The sequence below is a fragment of the Streptomyces sp. CRN 30 genome, from assembly GCF_034105845.1.
The window spans coordinates 1-17,126 of record NZ_JAVRHI010000092.1 but is presented as its reverse complement, the minus strand read 5'-3'; the positions used below and the strand labels follow the sequence as shown (position 1 = coordinate 17,126).

General features: G+C 72.4%; 19 protein-coding genes. 8 read left to right on the top strand and 11 right to left on the bottom strand.

The window, feature by feature from the left end:
- Positions 1 to 72 precede the first annotated feature (72 nt).
- On the top strand, positions 73 to 972 hold the full coding sequence (locus tag UW392_RS09000) for an alpha/beta hydrolase (protein WP_320774367.1): 900 nt from the start codon (positions 73 to 75) through the stop codon (positions 970 to 972).
- A 77-nt stretch (positions 973 to 1,049) separates the two neighbouring features.
- Here the strand turns inward: UW392_RS09000 and UW392_RS08995 are convergent, their stop codons facing one another.
- Positions 1,050 to 1,706, bottom strand: coding sequence for a helix-turn-helix domain-containing protein (locus UW392_RS08995; protein ID WP_320774366.1), 657 nt, complete (start codon positions 1,704 to 1,706; stop codon positions 1,050 to 1,052).
- A gap of 190 nt (positions 1,707 to 1,896) precedes the next feature.
- Between UW392_RS08995 and UW392_RS08990 the strand changes: the two genes are divergently transcribed.
- Positions 1,897 to 2,853, top strand: coding sequence for an NADP-dependent oxidoreductase (locus tag UW392_RS08990; RefSeq protein WP_320774365.1), 957 nt, complete (start codon positions 1,897 to 1,899; stop codon positions 2,851 to 2,853).
- Between the two features lie 58 nt (positions 2,854 to 2,911).
- On the opposite strand, the gene UW392_RS08985 is transcribed toward UW392_RS08990, so the two are convergent.
- Positions 2,912 to 3,808, bottom strand: coding sequence for an NYN domain-containing protein (locus UW392_RS08985; protein ID WP_320774364.1), 897 nt, complete (start codon positions 3,806 to 3,808; stop codon positions 2,912 to 2,914).
- Positions 3,809 to 4,065: 257 nt separating this feature from the next.
- Here UW392_RS08985 and UW392_RS08980 point away from each other — a divergent pair, with 257 nt between their 5' ends.
- Entirely contained in the window at positions 4,066 to 4,218 is a 153-nt protein-coding gene (locus tag UW392_RS08980; RefSeq protein ID WP_320774363.1) for a hypothetical protein, read from the top strand.
- Between the two features lie 111 nt (positions 4,219 to 4,329).
- Here the strand turns inward: UW392_RS08980 and UW392_RS08975 are convergent, their stop codons facing one another.
- From UW392_RS08975 to UW392_RS08955, 5 genes are all read right to left on the bottom strand, one after another.
- The gene (locus UW392_RS08975) at positions 4,330 to 4,935 is read right to left on the bottom strand and encodes a MarC family protein (protein WP_320774362.1); all 606 of its coding nucleotides are present in this window, start codon (positions 4,933 to 4,935) and stop codon (positions 4,330 to 4,332) included.
- Positions 4,936 to 5,106: 171 nt separating this feature from the next.
- Entirely contained in the window at positions 5,107 to 5,964 is an 858-nt protein-coding gene (locus UW392_RS08970) for a PHP domain-containing protein (protein ID WP_320774361.1), read from the bottom strand.
- A 104-nt stretch (positions 5,965 to 6,068) separates the two neighbouring features.
- Entirely contained in the window at positions 6,069 to 6,710 is a 642-nt protein-coding gene (locus UW392_RS08965) for a DUF6758 family protein (protein WP_320774360.1), read from the bottom strand.
- Between the two features lie 33 nt (positions 6,711 to 6,743).
- A complete protein-coding gene (locus UW392_RS08960) occupies positions 6,744 to 7,181 on the bottom strand; it encodes a hypothetical protein (RefSeq protein ID WP_320774359.1) in 438 nt (145 codons plus the stop codon).
- Between the two features lie 112 nt (positions 7,182 to 7,293).
- Positions 7,294 to 7,890 (bottom strand): suppressor of fused domain protein, encoded by a 597-nt coding sequence (locus UW392_RS08955; RefSeq protein WP_320774358.1) that lies wholly within the window; start codon positions 7,888 to 7,890, stop codon positions 7,294 to 7,296.
- A 506-nt stretch (positions 7,891 to 8,396) separates the two neighbouring features.
- Between UW392_RS08955 and UW392_RS08950 the strand changes: the two genes are divergently transcribed.
- The gene (locus tag UW392_RS08950) at positions 8,397 to 9,512 is read left to right on the top strand and encodes a magnesium and cobalt transport protein CorA (protein WP_320774357.1); all 1,116 of its coding nucleotides are present in this window, start codon (positions 8,397 to 8,399) and stop codon (positions 9,510 to 9,512) included.
- 37 nt (positions 9,513 to 9,549) lie between these two features.
- On the top strand, positions 9,550 to 10,065 hold the full coding sequence (locus UW392_RS08945) for a hypothetical protein (RefSeq protein ID WP_320774356.1): 516 nt from the start codon (positions 9,550 to 9,552) through the stop codon (positions 10,063 to 10,065).
- A 100-nt stretch (positions 10,066 to 10,165) separates the two neighbouring features.
- Here the strand turns inward: UW392_RS08945 and UW392_RS08940 are convergent, their stop codons facing one another.
- Entirely contained in the window at positions 10,166 to 10,909 is a 744-nt protein-coding gene (locus UW392_RS08940) for a hypothetical protein (protein WP_320774355.1), read from the bottom strand.
- A 222-nt stretch (positions 10,910 to 11,131) separates the two neighbouring features.
- Between UW392_RS08940 and UW392_RS08935 the strand changes: the two genes are divergently transcribed.
- From UW392_RS08935 to UW392_RS08925, 3 genes are read left to right on the top strand one after another with little or no spacing between them, the layout of a single operon-like run.
- Entirely contained in the window at positions 11,132 to 12,424 is a 1,293-nt protein-coding gene (locus tag UW392_RS08935) for a magnesium transporter MgtE N-terminal domain-containing protein (RefSeq protein ID WP_320774354.1), read from the top strand.
- Positions 12,414 to 13,025 (top strand): DUF1003 domain-containing protein, encoded by a 612-nt coding sequence (locus UW392_RS08930; protein WP_320774353.1) that lies wholly within the window; start codon positions 12,414 to 12,416, stop codon positions 13,023 to 13,025. The genes UW392_RS08935 and UW392_RS08930 overlap by 11 nt, the downstream gene beginning before the upstream one ends.
- 43 nt (positions 13,026 to 13,068) lie before the next feature.
- Positions 13,069 to 14,202 carry an Mrp/NBP35 family ATP-binding protein gene (locus UW392_RS08925; protein WP_320774352.1) on the top strand — a complete coding sequence of 378 codons (1,134 nt, stop codon included), beginning with the start codon at positions 13,069 to 13,071 and terminating at the stop codon, positions 14,200 to 14,202.
- 107 nt (positions 14,203 to 14,309) lie between these two features.
- On the opposite strand, the gene UW392_RS08920 is transcribed toward UW392_RS08925, so the two are convergent.
- The 3 genes from UW392_RS08920 to UW392_RS08910 all read right to left on the bottom strand — a co-directional run.
- A complete protein-coding gene (locus tag UW392_RS08920) occupies positions 14,310 to 14,981 on the bottom strand; it encodes a hypothetical protein (protein ID WP_320774351.1) in 672 nt (223 codons plus the stop codon).
- Between the two features lie 247 nt (positions 14,982 to 15,228).
- Positions 15,229 to 15,681 carry a sec-independent translocase gene (locus UW392_RS08915; protein WP_320774350.1) on the bottom strand — a complete coding sequence of 151 codons (453 nt, stop codon included), beginning with the start codon at positions 15,679 to 15,681 and terminating at the stop codon, positions 15,229 to 15,231.
- A gap of 148 nt (positions 15,682 to 15,829) precedes the next feature.
- On the bottom strand, positions 15,830 to 17,126 hold a 1,297-nt coding region (locus UW392_RS08910), incomplete at its 5' end, for a S1C family serine protease (protein ID WP_320774349.1).

Genomic DNA, 17,126 nt, shown 5'->3' with positions numbered 1-17,126 from the left:
CCGTCGGCCCGGTCCCGCCCCGCGCGGAACCGGGCCGACGGCGTTTCCACCGGGGCCCGATACCCTCGGCCTGTGAGCAGGAACGCCGCCTTCGACCCGCCCCCCGCCGCCCGCGCGTACCGGTTGCGGACCGCGCGCGGCGAGTTCGCCGCCGTCGACTCGCCCGCCGCCGACGGCGTCGAGCCGCGCGGCACCGTGCTGCTGCTGCCCGGCTTCACGGGCAGCAAGGAGGACTTCACCCTGCTGCACGAGCCCCTCGCGGCGCGCGGCTACCGCACGGTCGCCGTGGACGGCCGGGGCCAGTACGAGACCGGCGGCCCGGAGCACGACGAGTCCGCGTACGCCCAGCCGGAGCTGGCCCGGGACGTACTCGCCCAGGCCGCCGCACTCGGTACCCCGCTGCACCTGCTCGGCCACTCCCTCGGCGGCCAGATCGCCCGTGCCGCCGTCCTCCTCGACCACGCCCCCTTCCGTTCCCTCACCCTGATGTCCTCGGGTCCGGCGCAGATCTCGGTGCCGCAGCAGCAGCGCGTGAAGCTGCTGCGGGACGCGCTCGCCGTGATGTCGATGGCTGAGGTCTGGGAGACGATGCAGACCATGGGGGCGCCCGAGGAGGTCAGCGGGCCCGGCGAGGCCCCTGGGCCCGGCGGCCCCGGCGGCGACCCGGTCGACGAGGAGCGGCTGCGGCTGCGCTGGCTGACCACGAAGCCCGCTCAACTCCTCGCCGCTGGAAGTCAGTTGTGCAGCGAGCCGGACCGGGTCGCGGAGCTGTCCGTGCTGCCGCTGCCGTTCCACGTCCTGTCGGGCGAGCGCGACGACACGTGGCCGTTGCCCCTCCTGGACGACATGGCGCTACGACTGGACGCGCGCCGGACCGTCGTCACCGGGGCGGAGCACTCCCCCAACGCGGACCGGCCGCTGCACACCGCCACGGCCCTCGCCGACTTCTGGGACACGACGACAGCCGCCTGACGGACCACCTCACGCCCCCGGACCTGGACCCGGACCCGCTGCCCCCGGCCCCGAACCCGAACCCGGACCCGGACCCGCTATCCCCGCCCCTCCGCCGCCATCGGCAGCGAATCCAGCCGCAGCCCGCTCGGCGGCGGCAGCGCGCCCCGCGCCGGGTGCGCGCGGAACGCTTCGAGGAGGTAGGCCACCAGCCGCCGCGACGCCGCCCCGTCGCCGGGCAGCGCGGTGACCAGACCGCAGTGGGCGAGCAGGACCACCCCGAGGTCGGACGGGTGGAAGTCGGACCGCAGCGCGCCCGCGGCCTGTGCCCTGCGGATCAGGGTCATGAGCTGCCGCTCGGCGAGCGCGCGGGCCCGCGTGTGGTCCTTCGACCGGTCGGGGAAGGCTGCGACGAACGCCGCCGGGAACCCCCGTTCCTCCTGCTGCAACCGGCAGATCGTCTCGAACAGCCGCTGGAAGCCGTGCCACGGGTCCGGGTCGGCCACGGCCTCCGCCAGCACCCGGGCACAGGTGTCCAGCTGATGCGCGAAAGCCGCGTCCACCAGGTCGTCGCGGGTCGGGAAACGCCGGTAGAGCGTGGCCACGCCGACCCCGGCCCGTCTGGCCACGGTGGCCATGGGCGCGTCGATGCCGTGCTCGGCGAACACCTCGCGGGCCGCCGCGAGAATCCGCCGCCGGTTGCGCCGCGCGTCCGCGCGCAGCCCGGCACCGACGGCGCCCGCCTCGTCCCCCACGGCGTCCCCCGCTCCGTCCGCCGCCTCTCCGAACCGAGAGGAATCGGCCGTCACTCTCTCTCACCTCCGCCAGAAGTGGACGATGCCGTCCACTTGTCACCCTACGCTCGGCCTCCACGCCCACCCCCACCCCCACCCCCACCCACCGGCAGAGACGAGACAAGCCCTCATGAACACCATGAACCCCACAATGAAAGCCGTACTCTTCGACCGCTTCGGTGGCCCCGACGTCCTCTACGTGGGCCGGGTGCCGCGCCCCGACCCCGCGCCCGGCGAGGTACTGGTGCGCGTACGGGCGTTCTCCGTGAACGGCGGCGAGCTGTACCTGCGCGAGGGCCGCACCCGTCTGCTCACCGGCTCGGCGTTCCCGCAGCGCGTCGGCCTCGACTTCACCGGTGAGGTCGCGGCGCTCGGCACCGGTACGACGGGCTTCGCGGTCGGCGACCGGGTGTGGGGCGTCCCGGGCCGCACCCCGAAGGGCACCGCCGCCGAGTACGTCTCCGTACCGGCCCACCGGCTCGGTCCGGTCCCGGAGGGGCTGGACCTCGTCGAGGCCGCCGCGCTCCCGGTCGGCACCACGGCCGTCACCGCACTGCGCGACAAGGCCGCGCTGCGCCCCGGCGAACGGCTCCTCGTACGGGGCGCCGCGGGCGGCGTCGGCTCCGTCGCCGTGCAGCTCGGGCGGGCCCTGGGCGCCGAGGTGACCGCGCTGGCCCGCGCCGCCAACCTCGACTTCGTCCGTGCCCTCGGCGCCCACCACGCCGTCGACCACCGCACCGTCACCCCCGGGGACGTCGGCGGCCTCGGCCGTTTCGACGTCGTGCTCGACACCGTCGGCACCGAGCTGCGCGCCCACCGGAGGCTGCTGCGGCCCGGCGGGCGGATGGTGACGATCGCGGTCGACACCCGGCGGATCGCGGCGTCGCTGGGATACCTCGCGGCCAGCGCCGTGCACGGGCGCGGCAGGGTGCGGTTCTTCAGCGGCGCCCCCGGGCGGCCGCTCTTCGACGATCTCGCCCGCTACGTGGCGGACGGCGTGCTGCGTCCGGCCGTGGACACCGTCTTCCCGCTGGAGGAGACGGCGGCGGCGCACCGGGCCCTGGAGGCCGGCGGGGTGCGCGGCAAGTTCGTGGTGCGGGTCGACTGACCGAGCCAGCCGGACGGACCCGCTGGACCCGCTGGAGCCGCTGGACCCGCTGGACCCACTAGTCCTGCGTGTGCACGTACTCCCAGAATCCGTCCCGCAGCGCCCGCCGCAGATCCGCCTGGCCGCGCAGGGAGTACTGGAGCAGTCCCTCCGCCTCGACCAGCAGGTCCTGGTCGACCGGGCCGGGCAGATAGGGGTGGCCGTCGAGGAGTTCGACGAGCGCCTCCCGGCCGCGTGCCGCCAGCCACTTCGCCGCGATCTGGGAACCGACGAAGCGGACGTTCTCCCGGGTCGGCCGGGCCGTGCCCGACGCCTCGTAGACGGGGAGGCTGCGCCGGGAGACATAGGGCTTGAAGAAGTCCAGGTCGAAGGTGCGCTGGCTGTCGACCTCCCAGAGCAGCGGGTCGGCCTGGTTGCGTCCCTCGGGGGCCTCGATGCCCCAGAGGTGGACGCGGGCGCCGTACCCCTGGGCGGCCTCGACCGCCGAGACCAGGTCCTCGTCGCCGCCGAGGAGCGCCGCGTCGCTGATCGCGCGGTGCCGGGCGAGGGACTCCAGATCGCTGCGGATCAGGGAGTCGACACCCTTCTGCTGGTTGTTGGCGTTGAGGTTGCCGAGCCGGACCTTGACGTCGGGCAGCTCGGCGATGGACTGCTGCTCGGCGGTGTGGATGCGGCGTCTGGCGCCGTCGTACCAGTAGACCCGGAGCAGCCGGCTGTCCGCGAAGATCGTGCGGGCGCGGTCGATGAGCGCCTCGATCAGCCCCTCGGCGTCGAGGTCGAAGGCACGGCGGTCCTCGGTCCCGGCGACCAGCCGTCCCGCCGCCGCGTAGAGGTACCCGGCATCGACGAAGATCGCGTGGGTCGAGGGCGTCTTCGCCACCTCGGCGAGCATGCGCTGGAGCAGCTCGTTGGTGCGGTCGATGCGGGAGGGCAGGGAAGCGAGGTCGTCGTTCATCCCCTCCATTGTCCCGGCGGTCACGCAGCGAACACAACCGGTCCCGGTCAGTCTTGTTCCACACAGGTAATCGACAACTTACCGTGCGGTAATTAGTCTTTCGAAAAATTTCCTTAGCGTAGGGAATGTTCGTAACACACGACCCGTTGACTCATTACGGAACCCCGGGCACCGATGACCCGCGGGCTCCCCTCAGTAGTCCTCCTCACGGGACCGTCCGTCCCGCCGCGGAGGATGACCAGACGAAGGGAGAGGCCATGCGCTTTGAAGTCATGCGACTCGACGACGTCGACGGCACGCCCGTCGACACCACCGTCGTGGACGCCGCCTCCGTCAACCGCATCGTCCAGCAGGCCGCGGCCATAGGGCAGCGGCTGTGGATCCGCCCCGCCGACACCACGGCCTCGTAGCGGCGGATCTCCGCTCACAGCAGGGACGGGCCCCGTACACACGGTGTGTACGGGGCCCGTCCGCGTGCGGCACGTTCTCCGCAGCGCCGGGTGGGCTCCGCCGCCCAGGAGTCAGGCGCCGTTGATCACCTGGGTGATCCCGTTGATGATCTGCTGCACGGCGATCGCGGAGAGCATCATGCCGGCGAGCCGGGTCACGAGGACCACGCCGCCGTCCTTGATGACCCGGATGATCAGCAGCGAGTACCGCATCACGAGCCACAGCACGACGTGGATGGCGAAGATCGCCGACCAGACGGAGACCTGGGAGCCGATGCCGTCGGCCTTCTGCACCGCGAGGATCACGGAGACGATCGCGCCGGGACCGGCCAGCAGCGGCATGCCGAGCGGTACGAGCGCGACGTTGACGTCCTTGGTCTGCTTGGGCTCGTCCGTCTTGCCGGTGAGCAGGTCGAGCGCGATGAGGAGCAGCAGCAGTCCGCCCGCGATCATCAGCGCGGGCACCGACACGTGCAGGTAGTCCAGGATCTGGTGGCCGAGCAGCCCGAACACGGTGATCACACCGCCGGCGACACAGACCGCCTGGAAGGCCATCCGCTTCTGCATCGCGCCCGGCCGTCCGGCGGTCAGGGCGAGGAAGATCGGGGTGATCCCGGGGGGATCCATGATGACGAACAGGGTCAGGAAGAGGGAACCGAAGACGGCGACATCGAACATGGGTGCGTTACTGGCCTTGCGATGGTGCGAACACGGGGAACGGACGGCGGGCGACGACCCGGCACGGGCGGCAGCCCAAGCCAGGCAACGACCCTGGACGGGCGACAGCCCAAGACAGGCAACGTCCCGGGACGGATGACGCCCCGGGACGGGCGACGGCCCGCGGGGGGGTCAGGCTCCGCCGGCTCCCGGCACGGGGAACGCCCCGAACGCGCGCCGCGTGATCTCCCCGTAGACCTCGGGGTCGGTCGTGTACTCGCCGAGCACACAGGTCTTCCGGCTGCCGTGGTAGTCGCTCGACCCGGTCGTGAGCAGGCCCAGGTCTCCGGCGAGGCCGCGCAGCCTGGTCCGGGTCGCGGCGTCGTGGTCCATGTGGTCGACCTCGATGCCGTCGAGACCGGCGGCGGCCAGCTCGGCGATCACCGACTCCGGCACCGTACGGCCGCGCTTGGCGGCGGCCGGGTGCGCGAACACCGCGACACCGCCCGCGCCCTTGACCAGCCGGACGGCCTCGAAGGGGTCGGTCTCGTGCTTCTCCATGTGGGCCCGGCCGCCGTCGGCCAGCCAGTCCCCGGTGAAGGCGTCGTTCACGGTCGGTACGACACCCAGCTCGACCAGGGCGGTCGCGATGTGCGGGCGGCCCACGGAACCGTCACCGGCGATCCGCGCGACCTGCTCCCAGGTGACGGGGACGCCCAGCTCGTTGAGCTTGGCGATCATGCCCTTGGCGCGCGGCACCCGGTCGTCCCGGACCAGCTCGCGCTCGGCGAGCAGCGCGGGCTCCTCGGGGTCGAAGAGATAGGCCAGCATGTGCATGCTGACGCCGCCAATCCGGCAGGACAGTTCGGCGCCGGTGACCAGTGTGAGTCCCTCGGGCAGCGCGGCGAGGGCCTCGGCGTGGCCGCGGGTGGTGTCGTGATCCGTCAGCGCGACGACGTCGAGCCCGGCGGCGGCGGCGTTGCGCACCAGTTCGGCGGGGGTGTCCGTTCCGTCGGAGGCCGTGGAGTGACAGTGCAGGTCGATACGCACGGCGACTCCAGAGGGTTGACATCGAACAGAAGGACGTAAAGAAGGATAACCGGACGCCGAACTTCTCCTCGCGCACCCGCGCGGCCCTACGGATCCCGGACCCCCTACGGATCGATCAGCCGCGGAGACAGCGCGCCGCACGGCACCAGCTGTACCTCCGCCCCCGCCTCGCGCAGATCCGTCAGCACCAGTTCGTCGTACATCAGCAGCCCCGCCCGCTCGGGCCACACGACGGCCCACAGCCACATTCCCAGCGCCTCGCCCGCGAAGACGGCCCGGTCGGCGGGGGCGCCGGAGACGTGCCACAGCGGCGTGGGCCGACCGGCGGCGAGCACCTTGGCCTGGGGCGGTTTCTCGACGTCGAGGGAGGGACCGGGGTCCGGCCCGTCCAGGCCGGCGTAGTGCGCGCCGAGGCCGACACCCAGTTCCTCGGCCACCAGGATCAGCTCGCCGATGCCGCCGAGCGGCCCGGGACCGGAGCAGGCGACGGCGGTCGCCCGGCCGCCGGTACGTTCGTCGCCCGCGTACGCCACTCCCGTGAAGAGCCAGCCGACCGGCAGCGGCCAGGGCATCCACACCGGGACCTGGGTGCGGTGCACGACGACTTCGAGGGCTTCCACGCTCGGCGGTATCACCGGCTGGACCGGATGGACGGGGCCGTGCGCGTCGCACTGCCAGGAATCGGCGAAGAGACCGGGAGCCCTGACCCGGCCACCACACTTCGGGCAACTGGGTTCGCCCCTCATAGGGCCCCACGGTCCTACCCCATCCGCACCACGTCAAGGACGATCACCCATCCGGCCGGGCACCCCCGAGCCGTCGCCTCCGACCGGGCAGAAGCAGACGCGGCTCGCTTCCCGCGTCAGCCCTAGGCCGTCCGGGCCACCGCCGGCGCGTCCGCCGTCGTGTCCATCGGCGCGTCCATCGGCGCGTCCGCCGGCGCGTCCGCCGTCGTGTCCATCGGCGCGTCCGTCGTCGCCCCACGACGAGGGCGAGGCCGACAGCAGGGTCTTTCCGCCGCCGATCCGGCCGGAGACGGAGCCTGTCACCGGCATCGCGATGTCTTCGCGGGCCTCGCGGACACCTCCGCCACGGTCGGCCGGCTCATCGGCCACCGGGCCGGCCGGGGCCTCGGCGACGCGCTCCCCGTCTCCACCGCCCTCGCGGTCGTCGCCGGCGCGGTCGTCGTCGGCGTACGACGCCGGGCGCTCGCCCATGAAGCGGAGGAGCGGAGAAGCGGAGGAGCCGAAGCCCCGGCACGCCACCGAGGACCACGTCTCGGTCCGCGCCGGCCGACGCCAACTGGGCCCGGCCGTACGGTGAGTTACGTCACTCCAGCGGTACGGACCGGCGGACCGGATCCCGCAGGTCCGTGCCGTGCGTCAGCCACCGCTCCTGGAGCGCCGGGCCGCCCTGGACCCGCTTCCACGCGGCCTCGTTCGGCGTCATCGGCAGCAGCGGCAGGAACCGTACGGGCTCCAGCGGAGCGTCCAGTTCCAGGTCCTCCACCAGGCCACCCGGCTCGGCCACCAGGACCGAGGTGAACGGCGCCCCGGGCCACAGCGGCTCGCCCACGTCCAGGGAGGCGCCGGGGGCCACGACCACGCCCTCGACCTGCGGGGACGCGGCGAGCACGGCGAGCGGCCTGAGCACCTTGTCGGTGTCGGCGGTCCCCGCCCGCACCGAGAGGACCAGTTCGGCGCGGGGGCCCGCGACCGGATCGGCGAGCACCGCGGTCGGGTCCGCCATGGGCTGCGCGGACATGCCGAGGGTGGCGTAGCGGACGACGTCGCCCTCCGGGCCTGACCCGCGAAAGCGCAGCACCTCGATGCGGTCCGTGCCGAGGAAGGTGACGGCCGCGCGGGCGTCCGGCTCCCCCAGCGCGCTGCGCAACCGGGCCTCGACCAGAGGAAGAACATCAGCCATGCGGCGAGCATAGAACTCGTCAGTACAAGGCAAAGCGGCGCCTTGACACAACGGGTGGCTGGTACTCTGAGCCGGTCGTCGGGCAGCACGCAGAAGCGTGTGACTCGAAGCCTCGACGCTGTGATGAACACTCCCCTACGGGGAACCCTCCTAAACGAGGGAATGGACATCCCTCACGAGGGATCGGCCGGAGGAGGTGGGGCTGGCATGGACCGAAGTCGACCGTGCAGTACCACCCGCTCTTCCGGCCGCTGACGCCGCCGCTTCCGGACCGAACCGGTTGCCGCCTTTCGTCAGCCGCGCGCTTTCCTGCGGAAGAGCACTTCGTCTCATGTGAACCAGCAGCGAAGCCCGCCACCGCGACGGTGCGGTGCTCCCCGCTTTGTGGACGCGCCGGACACGTGCACGCACGCCCCGTGCACGCACGCCCTGTGCAGGACGTCCTCATTCCGGGTGGTTCCACCCGTCGTCGGCGCCGTTCGCTGCCCGTAGCGAAGGAGCCTGCCATGTCGATGATCCGTGACCTGCGAGCCGCGGTCCGCCCGTCCCGCGTCCCGCTGCGCAAGGACAGCGGCGCCTACGACACCACCCGCGACCCGGCCTCCGCCTCGGCCGTCGTCGACTGCGCCGTCTACCGCGACGGCCACCGGCTCCGGACGGACGCCCCGCTCACCCCGCACGAGGCGATGCGCCTGGTGCGCCGCGACGGCGGTTTCGTGTGGATCGGGCTGCACGAGCCCACCCAGGACGAATTCGCCGGTATCGCCCGGGAGTTCGGGCTGCACCCGCTGGCCGTGGAGGACGCCGTCCAGGCCCACCAGCGGCCCAAGCTGGAGCGGTACGACGACTCCCTGTTCACCGTCTTCAAGACCATCCACTACGTCGACCACGACCGGCTCACCGCCAACAGCGAGGTCGTGGAGTCCGGTGAGGTCATGTGCTTCACCGGACGGGACTTCTTCATCACCGTCCGGCACGGCGGCAAGGGCTCGCTGCGCACGCTGCGCCACCGCCTCCAGGACGACCCCGAGCTGCTGCTGAAGGGCCCCTCGGCGGTGCTGCACGCCATCGCCGACCACGTCGTCGACGGCTACATCGCGGTCGCCGACGCCGTGCAGGACGACATCGACGAGGTCGAGACCGAGGTGTTCTCGCCCGGCCGCAAGGGTTCCCCGCGCGGCAGCGACGCCGGCCGGATCTACCAACTCAAGCGCGAGGTACTGGAGTTCAAGCGGGCGGTCTCCCCGCTGCTGCGGCCCATGCTGCTGCTCAGCGAGCGGCCGATGCGGCTGGTCGACCCGGACATCCAGAAGTACTTCCGGGACGTCGCCGACCACCTCGCCCGGGTACAGGAGCAGGTCGTCGGTTTCGACGAACTGCTGAACTCCATCCTCCAGGCCAACCTCGCCCAGGCGTCCGTCGCGCAGAACGAGGACATGCGCAAGATCACGTCCTGGGCGGCGATCGTCGCCGTGCCGACGATGGTGTGCGGGGTGTACGGCATGAACTTCGACCACATGCCGGAGACGCACTGGCGGTTCGGCTACCCGATGGTCATCGGCGTCACCGTGGCGATCTGTTTCGGCATCCACCGCACCCTCAAGCGCAACGGCTGGCTCTGACCCGCCCGCGCCGGGCGGCCTGGCTAGGCTGGGCGGCATGACAAGCGAGCTGCTCGGCCGGACTCTCGTCGAGGAGGCCACGAAGAAGTCCGGCCTCATCTGGGCCGGCTCCCCCGGGGCACCGGCCCGCGCGCTGTGGCACGTCTGGTACGAGGGCGCGGCCTGCGTGGTCGGCGACGGCCCCGGCGAGCAGCCGCTGCCGTCCCTGACCGACGGGGCGAACGTCGAGGTGACGGTCCGCAGCAAGGACAAGGGCGGCCGGCTGGTCACCTGGACGGCGCGGGTGGTGGAACTGGCCTCCGGCTCCGAGGCGTGGGAGGCGGCTGTCGCCGAGCTGAAGGGCAAGCGGTTGAACGCGCCCGACGGCGAGGCGATGGTCGAACGCTGGGGGCGGGAGTGCCGGGTGGTACGGCTGGAGCCGGTGGGGTCGACGGTGCCGTTGCCGGACGGCGACCTGGCGGCGGCGCCTCTGCCGACGCCGGCGACCACGCGCCGGCCGGTTCCGGCGGCGGTGCCACGGCTGCTGTTCAAACGCCGGGGGCGGCGGGGGTAGGGCCTCGGCCGCGGGCTCGTCGGGGCTGGGCGCGCCCACGCGGCGGAGCCGCACGATGTCTGAGCCCCGCGCCCCTTACGGGGCGCCACAGCACAAGCGTCTACGACGTCGGCAACTGCTTGCCGTAGTCCAAGGTCTCGTCCTTGCCCGGTTCCTTCAGCTCCAGCGTCTTGTTCCAGTCGGAGAAGCGCAACGTGCCCGCGCTGCCCGCGCGGACCAGGCGCAGGGGGTACGGCTTGCCCTCCAGGGAGACGTCGAGCGAACCGCCCGAGCCGTCGTCGCCGCTGATGCGGACGGTGCGCGTGCCGTTCTGCTCGTGCCGGCCGTCCGTCTCCACCGTGCCGTGCAGCGCGAGCAGACCGTCGAGGAGGACGTCCTTGTCCGTGAACCCGCTGAACTTCTTGTACGAGGGGTCGCCCTGCGGCACCTTCACGTACTTGTCGGCCAGCTTCTCGGCCGCGGCGGCGTCCGCCTTGCCCGTGTCATGGCTCCAGAACCCGGCGTCGGCCTTGAGGAAGAGCTGCTCGCCGATCCGCAGCAGGTCGAACTTCGACCCCTTGGACGTCACCGAGCCGGTGCCGCCGTCGGAGTTCAGCCGCATGTCGAGGGCGTACGTGCGGCCGCTGGTCACCACCGAGCCGTGCAGCCGGACCGTCTCGGCGGCCGCGGCGGCCGTCCGGGTCTTCTGCTGGATCTGCGCGGCCGTCAGCTTGCCCACGCCGTTGGTGCCCGCGTCGGGGTCCTCGTCGCCGCCGCACCCCGTCAGTCCCGCCCCGACGGCCAGGACGCACGCGGCGCCCGTGAGAGCGGCCCGAGGGGTTCTGCGCCGGGGAGTCACTGTCACGGGTGGGGCTGCCTTTCTCGCGGGAGGCCGGTGCGGCGTACGGCAGCGTACCGGTGCCCGGCACGGCCGGCGGAGCCAGTCCGTCCGGACCGGCCACCAGGGCGGACACGTTCGGGACGGGCTAGCCTGAAGGCCGTCCGAGCGGGCAATTCGGAAAAGGGACACAGGAACACGACGCAGCACAGCCTGCACAGGCGGGCTCGACGAAAAGGAGCCGCGGCCATGGCAGCGGGCGCCCCCCGGATCTTCGTATCGCATCTCTCCGGTGTCGCCGTCTTCGACCCCAACGGCGACCAGGTCGGACGGGTGCGCGATCTGGTCGTCATGCTCCGCGTCGGACAGAAACCCCCGCGCCTGCTCGGCCTGGTCGTGGAGGTCGCCACTCGCCGCCGGATCTTCCTGCCGATGACCCGGGTCACCGGCGTCCAGTCCGGCCAGGTCCTCACCACCGGTGTGCTCAACGTCCGCCGGTTCGAGCAGCGCCCCACCGAACGCCTCGTCTTCGGCGAACTCCTCGACCGCCGCGTCACCCTCACCGAGACCGGCGAGGAGGTCACCGTCCTCGACCTGTCGGTGCAGCAGCTCCCCGCCCGCCGGGAGTGGGAGATCGACCGGGTCTTCGTCCGCAAGGGCCGCCGCGGCGGGGCCTTCCGGCGCAGCAAGGGCGACGCTCTGACCGTGGAGTTCTCGGCCGTCACCGGGTTCTCCGCCGAGGAGCACGGCCAGGGCGCCGAGAACCTCCTCGCCACCTTCGAGCAGCTCCGCCCCGCCGACCTCGCCAACGTCCTGCACCACCTCTCCCCCAAGCGCCGCGCGGAGGTGGCCGCCGCCCTCGACGACGACCGCCTCGCCGACGTACTGGAGGAGCTGCCGGAGGACGACCAGATCGAGATCCTCGGCAAGCTCGCCGAGGAGCGCGCCGCCGACGTGCTGGAGGCGATGGACCCCGACGACGCCGCCGACCTGCTCGGCGAGCTGCCCGAGGCCGACAAGGAGCGGCTGCTCAGCCTGATGAAGCCGTCCGACGCGGCCGACATGCGCCGGCTGATGGCGTACGAGGAGCACACCGCGGGCGGCCTGATGACGACCGAGCCGATCGTGCTGCGGCCCGACGCCACCGTCGCCGACGCCCTCGCCCGGGTCCGCAACCGCGACCTGTCCCCCGCCCTCGCCGCGCAGGTCTACGTCTGCCGCCCGCCCGACGAGACCCCGACCGGCAAGTACCTCGGCACGGTCCACTTCCAGCGGCTGCTGCGCGACCCCCCGTACACCCTGGTCGGCTCGATCATCGACGACGATCTGCAACCCCTGGAACCGGAGGCCGCGCTCCCCGTGGTCGCCGGGTTCTTCGCCGCCTACGACATGGTGGCCGCCCCCGTGGTGGACGACTCCGGGTCGCTGCTGGGCGCGGTCACGGTCGACGACGTACTGGACCACATGCTGCCCGACGACTGGCGGGAGACCGAGTACCACCTCGACGAGGGCACCGGGGAGGTGCGGACCGATGGCGCCTGAGCGGGAGACCGGCGTGCGGGAGCGCGCGGTCTCGGGAGCGACCGCCACCTCCCGGCCCCGCGGCGCCCGCCTGGACCAGCCCCGGCCGCCGCGCCGCCGGCTGCTGCCCGAATGGGACCCGGAGGCGTTCGGACGGCTGTCGGAGAGCGTGGCGCGCTTCCTGGGCACCGGGCGGTTCATCGTCTGGATGACCGTGGTCATCGTGGCGTGGGTGGTGTGGAACATCGCCGCGCCGACCGGTCTGCGCTTCGACGAGTACCCGTTCATCTTCCTGACGCTGATGCTGTCCCTCCAGGCCAGCTACGCGGCCCCGCTGATCCTGCTCGCGCAGAACCGGCAGGACGACCGCGACCGGGTCAACCTGGAGCAGGACCGCAGACAGAACGAGCGGTCGATCGCCGACACCGAGTACCTGGCCCGGGAGATCGCCGCCCTGCGCATCGGCCTCGGCGAGGTGGCGACCCGCGACTGGATGCGCTCCGAGCTGGAGTCCATCCTCAAGGAGCTGGAGGTCCGGCAGAACGGCCACCGCTCCGATACCGGATCCTTCCCGGCACTCCCGGCGGAACGGCCGCGGGGACGTGACGCAGACGACCGCTGACGGGCTTACCGGGGGCCCCGCCGGGCGCCGTACCATCGTCCTCATGGCTACGGAAGACGCGGTGCGCGAGGCACTGGCGACGGTGAACGACCCCGAGATCAACCGGCCCATCACCGAACTCGGGATGGTCAAGTCGGTGGACATCGGTGCGGACGGGACGGTCGCGGTCACCGTGTACCTCACGGTCTCCGGCTGTCCGATGCGGGACACCATCACCCAGCGCGTCACCGACGCCGTCTCCCGGGTCGAGGGCGTCACCCGGGTCGACGTCACGCTGGACGTGATGAGCGACGAGCAGCGCAAGGAGCTGGCCACCGCGCTGCGCGGCGGCCAGACCGAGCGCGAGGTCCCCTTCGCCAAGCCGGGCAGCCTCACCCGGGTCTACGCGGTCGCCTCCGGCAAGGGCGGCGTCGGCAAGTCGTCGGTGACGGTGAACCTCGCCGCCGCCATGGCCGCCGACGGCCTCAAGGTCGGTGTCGTGGACGCCGACATCTACGGCCACTCCGTCCCCCGCATGCTGGGCGCCGACGGCCGTCCCACCCAGGTCGAGAACATGATCATGCCGCCGTCGGCGAACGGCGTGAAGGTCATCTCCATCGGCATGTTCACCCCGGGCAACGCCCCGGTGGTGTGGCGCGGCCCGATGCTGCACCGCGCGCTCCAGCAGTTCCTGGCCGACGTGTACTGGGGTGACCTGGACGTCCTGCTCCTGGACCTGCCGCCGGGCACCGGTGACATCGCGATCTCCGTCGCCCAGCTGGTGCCGAACGCCGAGATCCTCGTCGTGACGACCCCTCAGCAGGCGGCGGCCGAGGTGGCCGAGCGGGCCGGCGCGATCGCCGTGCAGACCCACCAGAAGATCGTCGGCGTCGTCGAGAACATGTCCGGGCTGCCCTGCCCGCACTGCGGCGAGATGGTCGACGTCTTCGGCACCGGCGGCGGCCAGACGGTCGCCGACGGCCTGACCCGCACCACCGGCGCGACGGTCCCGGTCCTCGGCTCCATCCCGATCGACGTCCGTCTCCGCGAGGGCGGCGACGACGGCAAGCCGGTCGTCCTCTCCGACCCCGACTCCCCGGCGGGCGCCTCCCTGCGCGCCATCGCCGGCAAGCTGGGCGGCCGCCAGCGCGGCCTCTCGGGCCTGTCCCTGGGCATCACGCCCAGGAACAAGTTCTAGCCCGGAGTCCTGATCCGCACCCGAGAGGGACCGCGCCCCGTAAGGGGCGCGGGGAACGGCGCGGGGAACGGCGCGGGCAATCGCAACGAGCCCGCAGCCGCCCGGAATCACGTGTAGGCGCCGATATCCTTCACAACGGCGAAAGCCAGCCCGTACGCGCTCATGCCCCGCCCGTACGCCCCCAGATGAACCCCCTGCTCGGTGGAGCCGGCGAGGACCCACCCGAACTCGGACTCCCGGTAGTGGAACCGCGTCGGCACCCCGTCCACGGGAAGCGACAGCGTCGACCAGTCCTCGCCGTGGAGGTCGTCCGCGAGGACCCACGCCGTCTCCGTCTGCTGGTCGAGCCAGTCGTCCCGCAGGGAGTGGTCCATCTGTCCCGGCCAGGTGCAGGACAGCAGGCCCACCCCGGCGAGCCAGGCCGCCGAGGAGACCGACGTGGCCTCCAGCATCCCCGTGCCGTCGGCGCTGCGCCGTACCGGATTGGCCGCGACCGTCACGACGACCGCGAACTTCTCCTTGGCGTCCTGATCGTCGCCCGCCACGTGCTCGTTGCGTACCGACGGTTCGTCACCGTGTCCGATGGAACCGTGCTCCACGGCCCCGTCGGCTGCCGTGCCGACCTGCATCAGCCGGCGCGGCCCGGTGAACGCCTCGTCGAGGCCGTACCACGGAAAGGGCGCACGCAGGAAGCCGTCGACCGCACGCCGGGCGGACGGGGACGCTTCTCCGCCCTCCGCGGCCGGCGCCTGCGCGACTGCCCCACTCGTCGTCTCCATGTGCCCGGACGCCTCCTCGCTCTCGTCGGACCGGCACGGCCCGCCCCCCTTCGGGCGTACTCGTACGATCCGCACAACAAGTCGGCAGCATAGCCACACCTATCGGAACTGCCGGGAAAGCGCCCTGCGCGTGGGTCGTACGGAGGGCGGGAACCAGCCGTGGACGACCGTGATGGAGTATGACGCACGTCACGCCCGTCACCGGCGCGGAGGCGCAGGTCGACGGGCGTGAAGGGAACCGGTGGGCTCAGGTGGCGTCCGCGTCGAAGGGCGGGCGCTCGTCGCGGGCGCCGCCCTCCGGCTTCTTGGTCATGTCGACCCGGCCGGAGGAAGAGGAGGGAGACGAGGAGGACGTCCCGGACGCCGACGACTCGGAGTCGCGGCCGTGGACGGCGTCGGTGACCTCGGCCATCTCCTTCTTCAGGTCGAAGCCGTTGCGGATCTCCTTCAGCCCCAGCTCGTCGTTGTCCAGCTGCTTGCGGATGAACGTCTTGGGGTTGAGGTCCTCGAACTCGAAGTCCTTGAACTCGGGGCCGAGCTCCTGCCGGATGTCCTGCTTGGCGCTCTCCGAGAACTCGCGGATCTTCCGGATCGTGCGGGTCACGTCCTGGATGACCTTGGGGAGCTTGTCCGGACCGAAGACGAGCACGGCGAGGACAACGAGCGTGACCAGCTCGAGCGGTCCTATGTCATTGAACACCTGAAGCTCCTTGGGATGTCCGGTCCGCCTCCACGGTACCCGCCCATCCCGTCAGACCGGTACAGTCCCGTGCGCTCCTGACGCGTCCGCACGGCGGCTTTCCGCATTGTTTGCCTTTCCGGTCCTCCTACGGGGCTTGTGCCGGCGGTCAGTCGCCGTCCGAGGAGCCGAGGACGAGCGAGACCTTCCTCACCTCGCCGTCGCGCTCCAGGGTCAGCTCCAGGCGGTCGCCGGGGCGGTGGGCCCGGGTCCGGACGATCAGTTCCTCACCGGAGTGGACACGGCGGCCGTCCACGGCGGTGATGACGTCGCCCGCCTTCAGTCCGGCCCTGGCGCCGGGGCCGCCCTCGGTGACGGCGGGGCCGCCGTCACCGGCCCGCGCGCCGACGCGGGCGCCGTCGCCGGAGTAGTCCATGTCGAGGGTGACGCCGATGACCGGGTGGGTGGCGTGGCCGGTGTTGATCAGCTCCTCGGCGACGCGCTTGCCCTGGTTGACCGGGATGGCGAAGCCGAGCCCTATCGAGCCGGCCTGGCCGCTCTCCGGGCCGCCCGCGCCGTCGGCCGAGCGGATGGCGGAGTTGATGCCGACGACCCGTCCGGCGGAGTCGAGGAGCGGACCGCCGGAGTTGCCGGGGTTGATGGGGGCGTCCGTCTGGAGCGCGTCGACGTACGACACGTCGCTGCCGTCGGCCTTCTCGCCGCCCGCCGTGATGGGCCGCTCGGTGGCGCTGATGATCCCGGAGGTGACCGTGCCCGCCAGGTCGAAGGGGGCGCCGATGGCGACGACGGGGTCACCGACCTGGACGTTGTCGGAGTTGCCCAGAGGCACGGGGGTGAGGCCGCGGACGCCGCGGACCTCGACCACGGCGAGGTCGTAGCCGCTGTCCCGGCCGACGACGGTGGCCTCGGCGGTGTCGCCGCTGTGGAAGGTGACCGTTATGACGCCGTCGGCCCCGGCGGGCTGCACGACGTGGTCGTTGGTGAGGATGTGGCCCTTGTCGTCGAGGACGAAGCCGGTGCCGGTGCCGGCCTGCTCGGCGCCGCTCACGTGCAGGGTGACCACCCCGGGCAGCGCCTTGGCCGCGATGCCGGCCACGCTGTCCGGGTCGCGGTCGGCCGGTTCCCTGTCGGCCTGCGGCAGCTCCACGGTGCCCACGCCGCCGTTGCGCTCCAGGTAGGCGCCGACGACACCGCCGCCGACGCCGGAGACCAGGGCGATCAGCAGCGCCACGCCGGCCACCACGGTCCGCGGGCGCCGCGGCGCCCGACCACCGCCGCCGCCGCTCCGCCGCAGGGCCGCCCGCCCCTGGGCGACAGCCCAGGGGTCGTACCGCGCCCAGGGGTCGTGACCGGGGGCGGGGCCGGGACCGAAGGCCGGTGCGGGAGCGGGAGCGGGCGGCAGGGAGGGGGCCGGGGGCACGACCGGCGCGGCGGGACCCGGAATC

Excerpts from the sequence above, each read along its gene's own strand:
- UW392_RS08990 (WP_320774365.1), top strand. The coding sequence starts at position 1,897 with ATGAAAGCCGTACTCTTCGACCGCTTCGGTGGCCCCGACGTCCTCTAC.
- UW392_RS08985 (WP_320774364.1), bottom strand. The coding sequence starts at position 3,808 with ATGAACGACGACCTCGCTTCCCTGCCCTCCCGCATCGACCGCACCAAC.
- UW392_RS08980 (WP_320774363.1), top strand. The coding sequence starts at position 4,066 with ATGCGCTTTGAAGTCATGCGACTCGACGACGTCGACGGCACGCCCGTC.
- UW392_RS08975 (WP_320774362.1), bottom strand. The coding sequence starts at position 4,935 with ATGTTCGATGTCGCCGTCTTCGGTTCCCTCTTCCTGACCCTGTTCGTC.
- UW392_RS08965 (WP_320774360.1), bottom strand. The coding sequence starts at position 6,710 with ATGAGGGGCGAACCCAGTTGCCCGAAGTGTGGTGGCCGGGTCAGGGCT.
- UW392_RS08960 (WP_320774359.1), bottom strand. The coding sequence starts at position 7,181 with ATGGGCGAGCGCCCGGCGTCGTACGCCGACGACGACCGCGCCGGCGAC.
- UW392_RS08955 (WP_320774358.1), bottom strand. The coding sequence starts at position 7,890 with ATGGCTGATGTTCTTCCTCTGGTCGAGGCCCGGTTGCGCAGCGCGCTG.
- UW392_RS08950 (WP_320774357.1), top strand. The coding sequence starts at position 8,397 with ATGTCGATGATCCGTGACCTGCGAGCCGCGGTCCGCCCGTCCCGCGTC.
- UW392_RS08945 (WP_320774356.1), top strand. The coding sequence starts at position 9,550 with ATGACAAGCGAGCTGCTCGGCCGGACTCTCGTCGAGGAGGCCACGAAG.
- UW392_RS08935 (WP_320774354.1), top strand. The coding sequence starts at position 11,132 with ATGGCAGCGGGCGCCCCCCGGATCTTCGTATCGCATCTCTCCGGTGTC.
- UW392_RS08930 (WP_320774353.1), top strand. The coding sequence starts at position 12,414 with ATGGCGCCTGAGCGGGAGACCGGCGTGCGGGAGCGCGCGGTCTCGGGA.
- UW392_RS08925 (WP_320774352.1), top strand. The coding sequence starts at position 13,069 with ATGGCTACGGAAGACGCGGTGCGCGAGGCACTGGCGACGGTGAACGAC.
- UW392_RS08920 (WP_320774351.1), bottom strand. The coding sequence starts at position 14,981 with ATGGAGACGACGAGTGGGGCAGTCGCGCAGGCGCCGGCCGCGGAGGGC.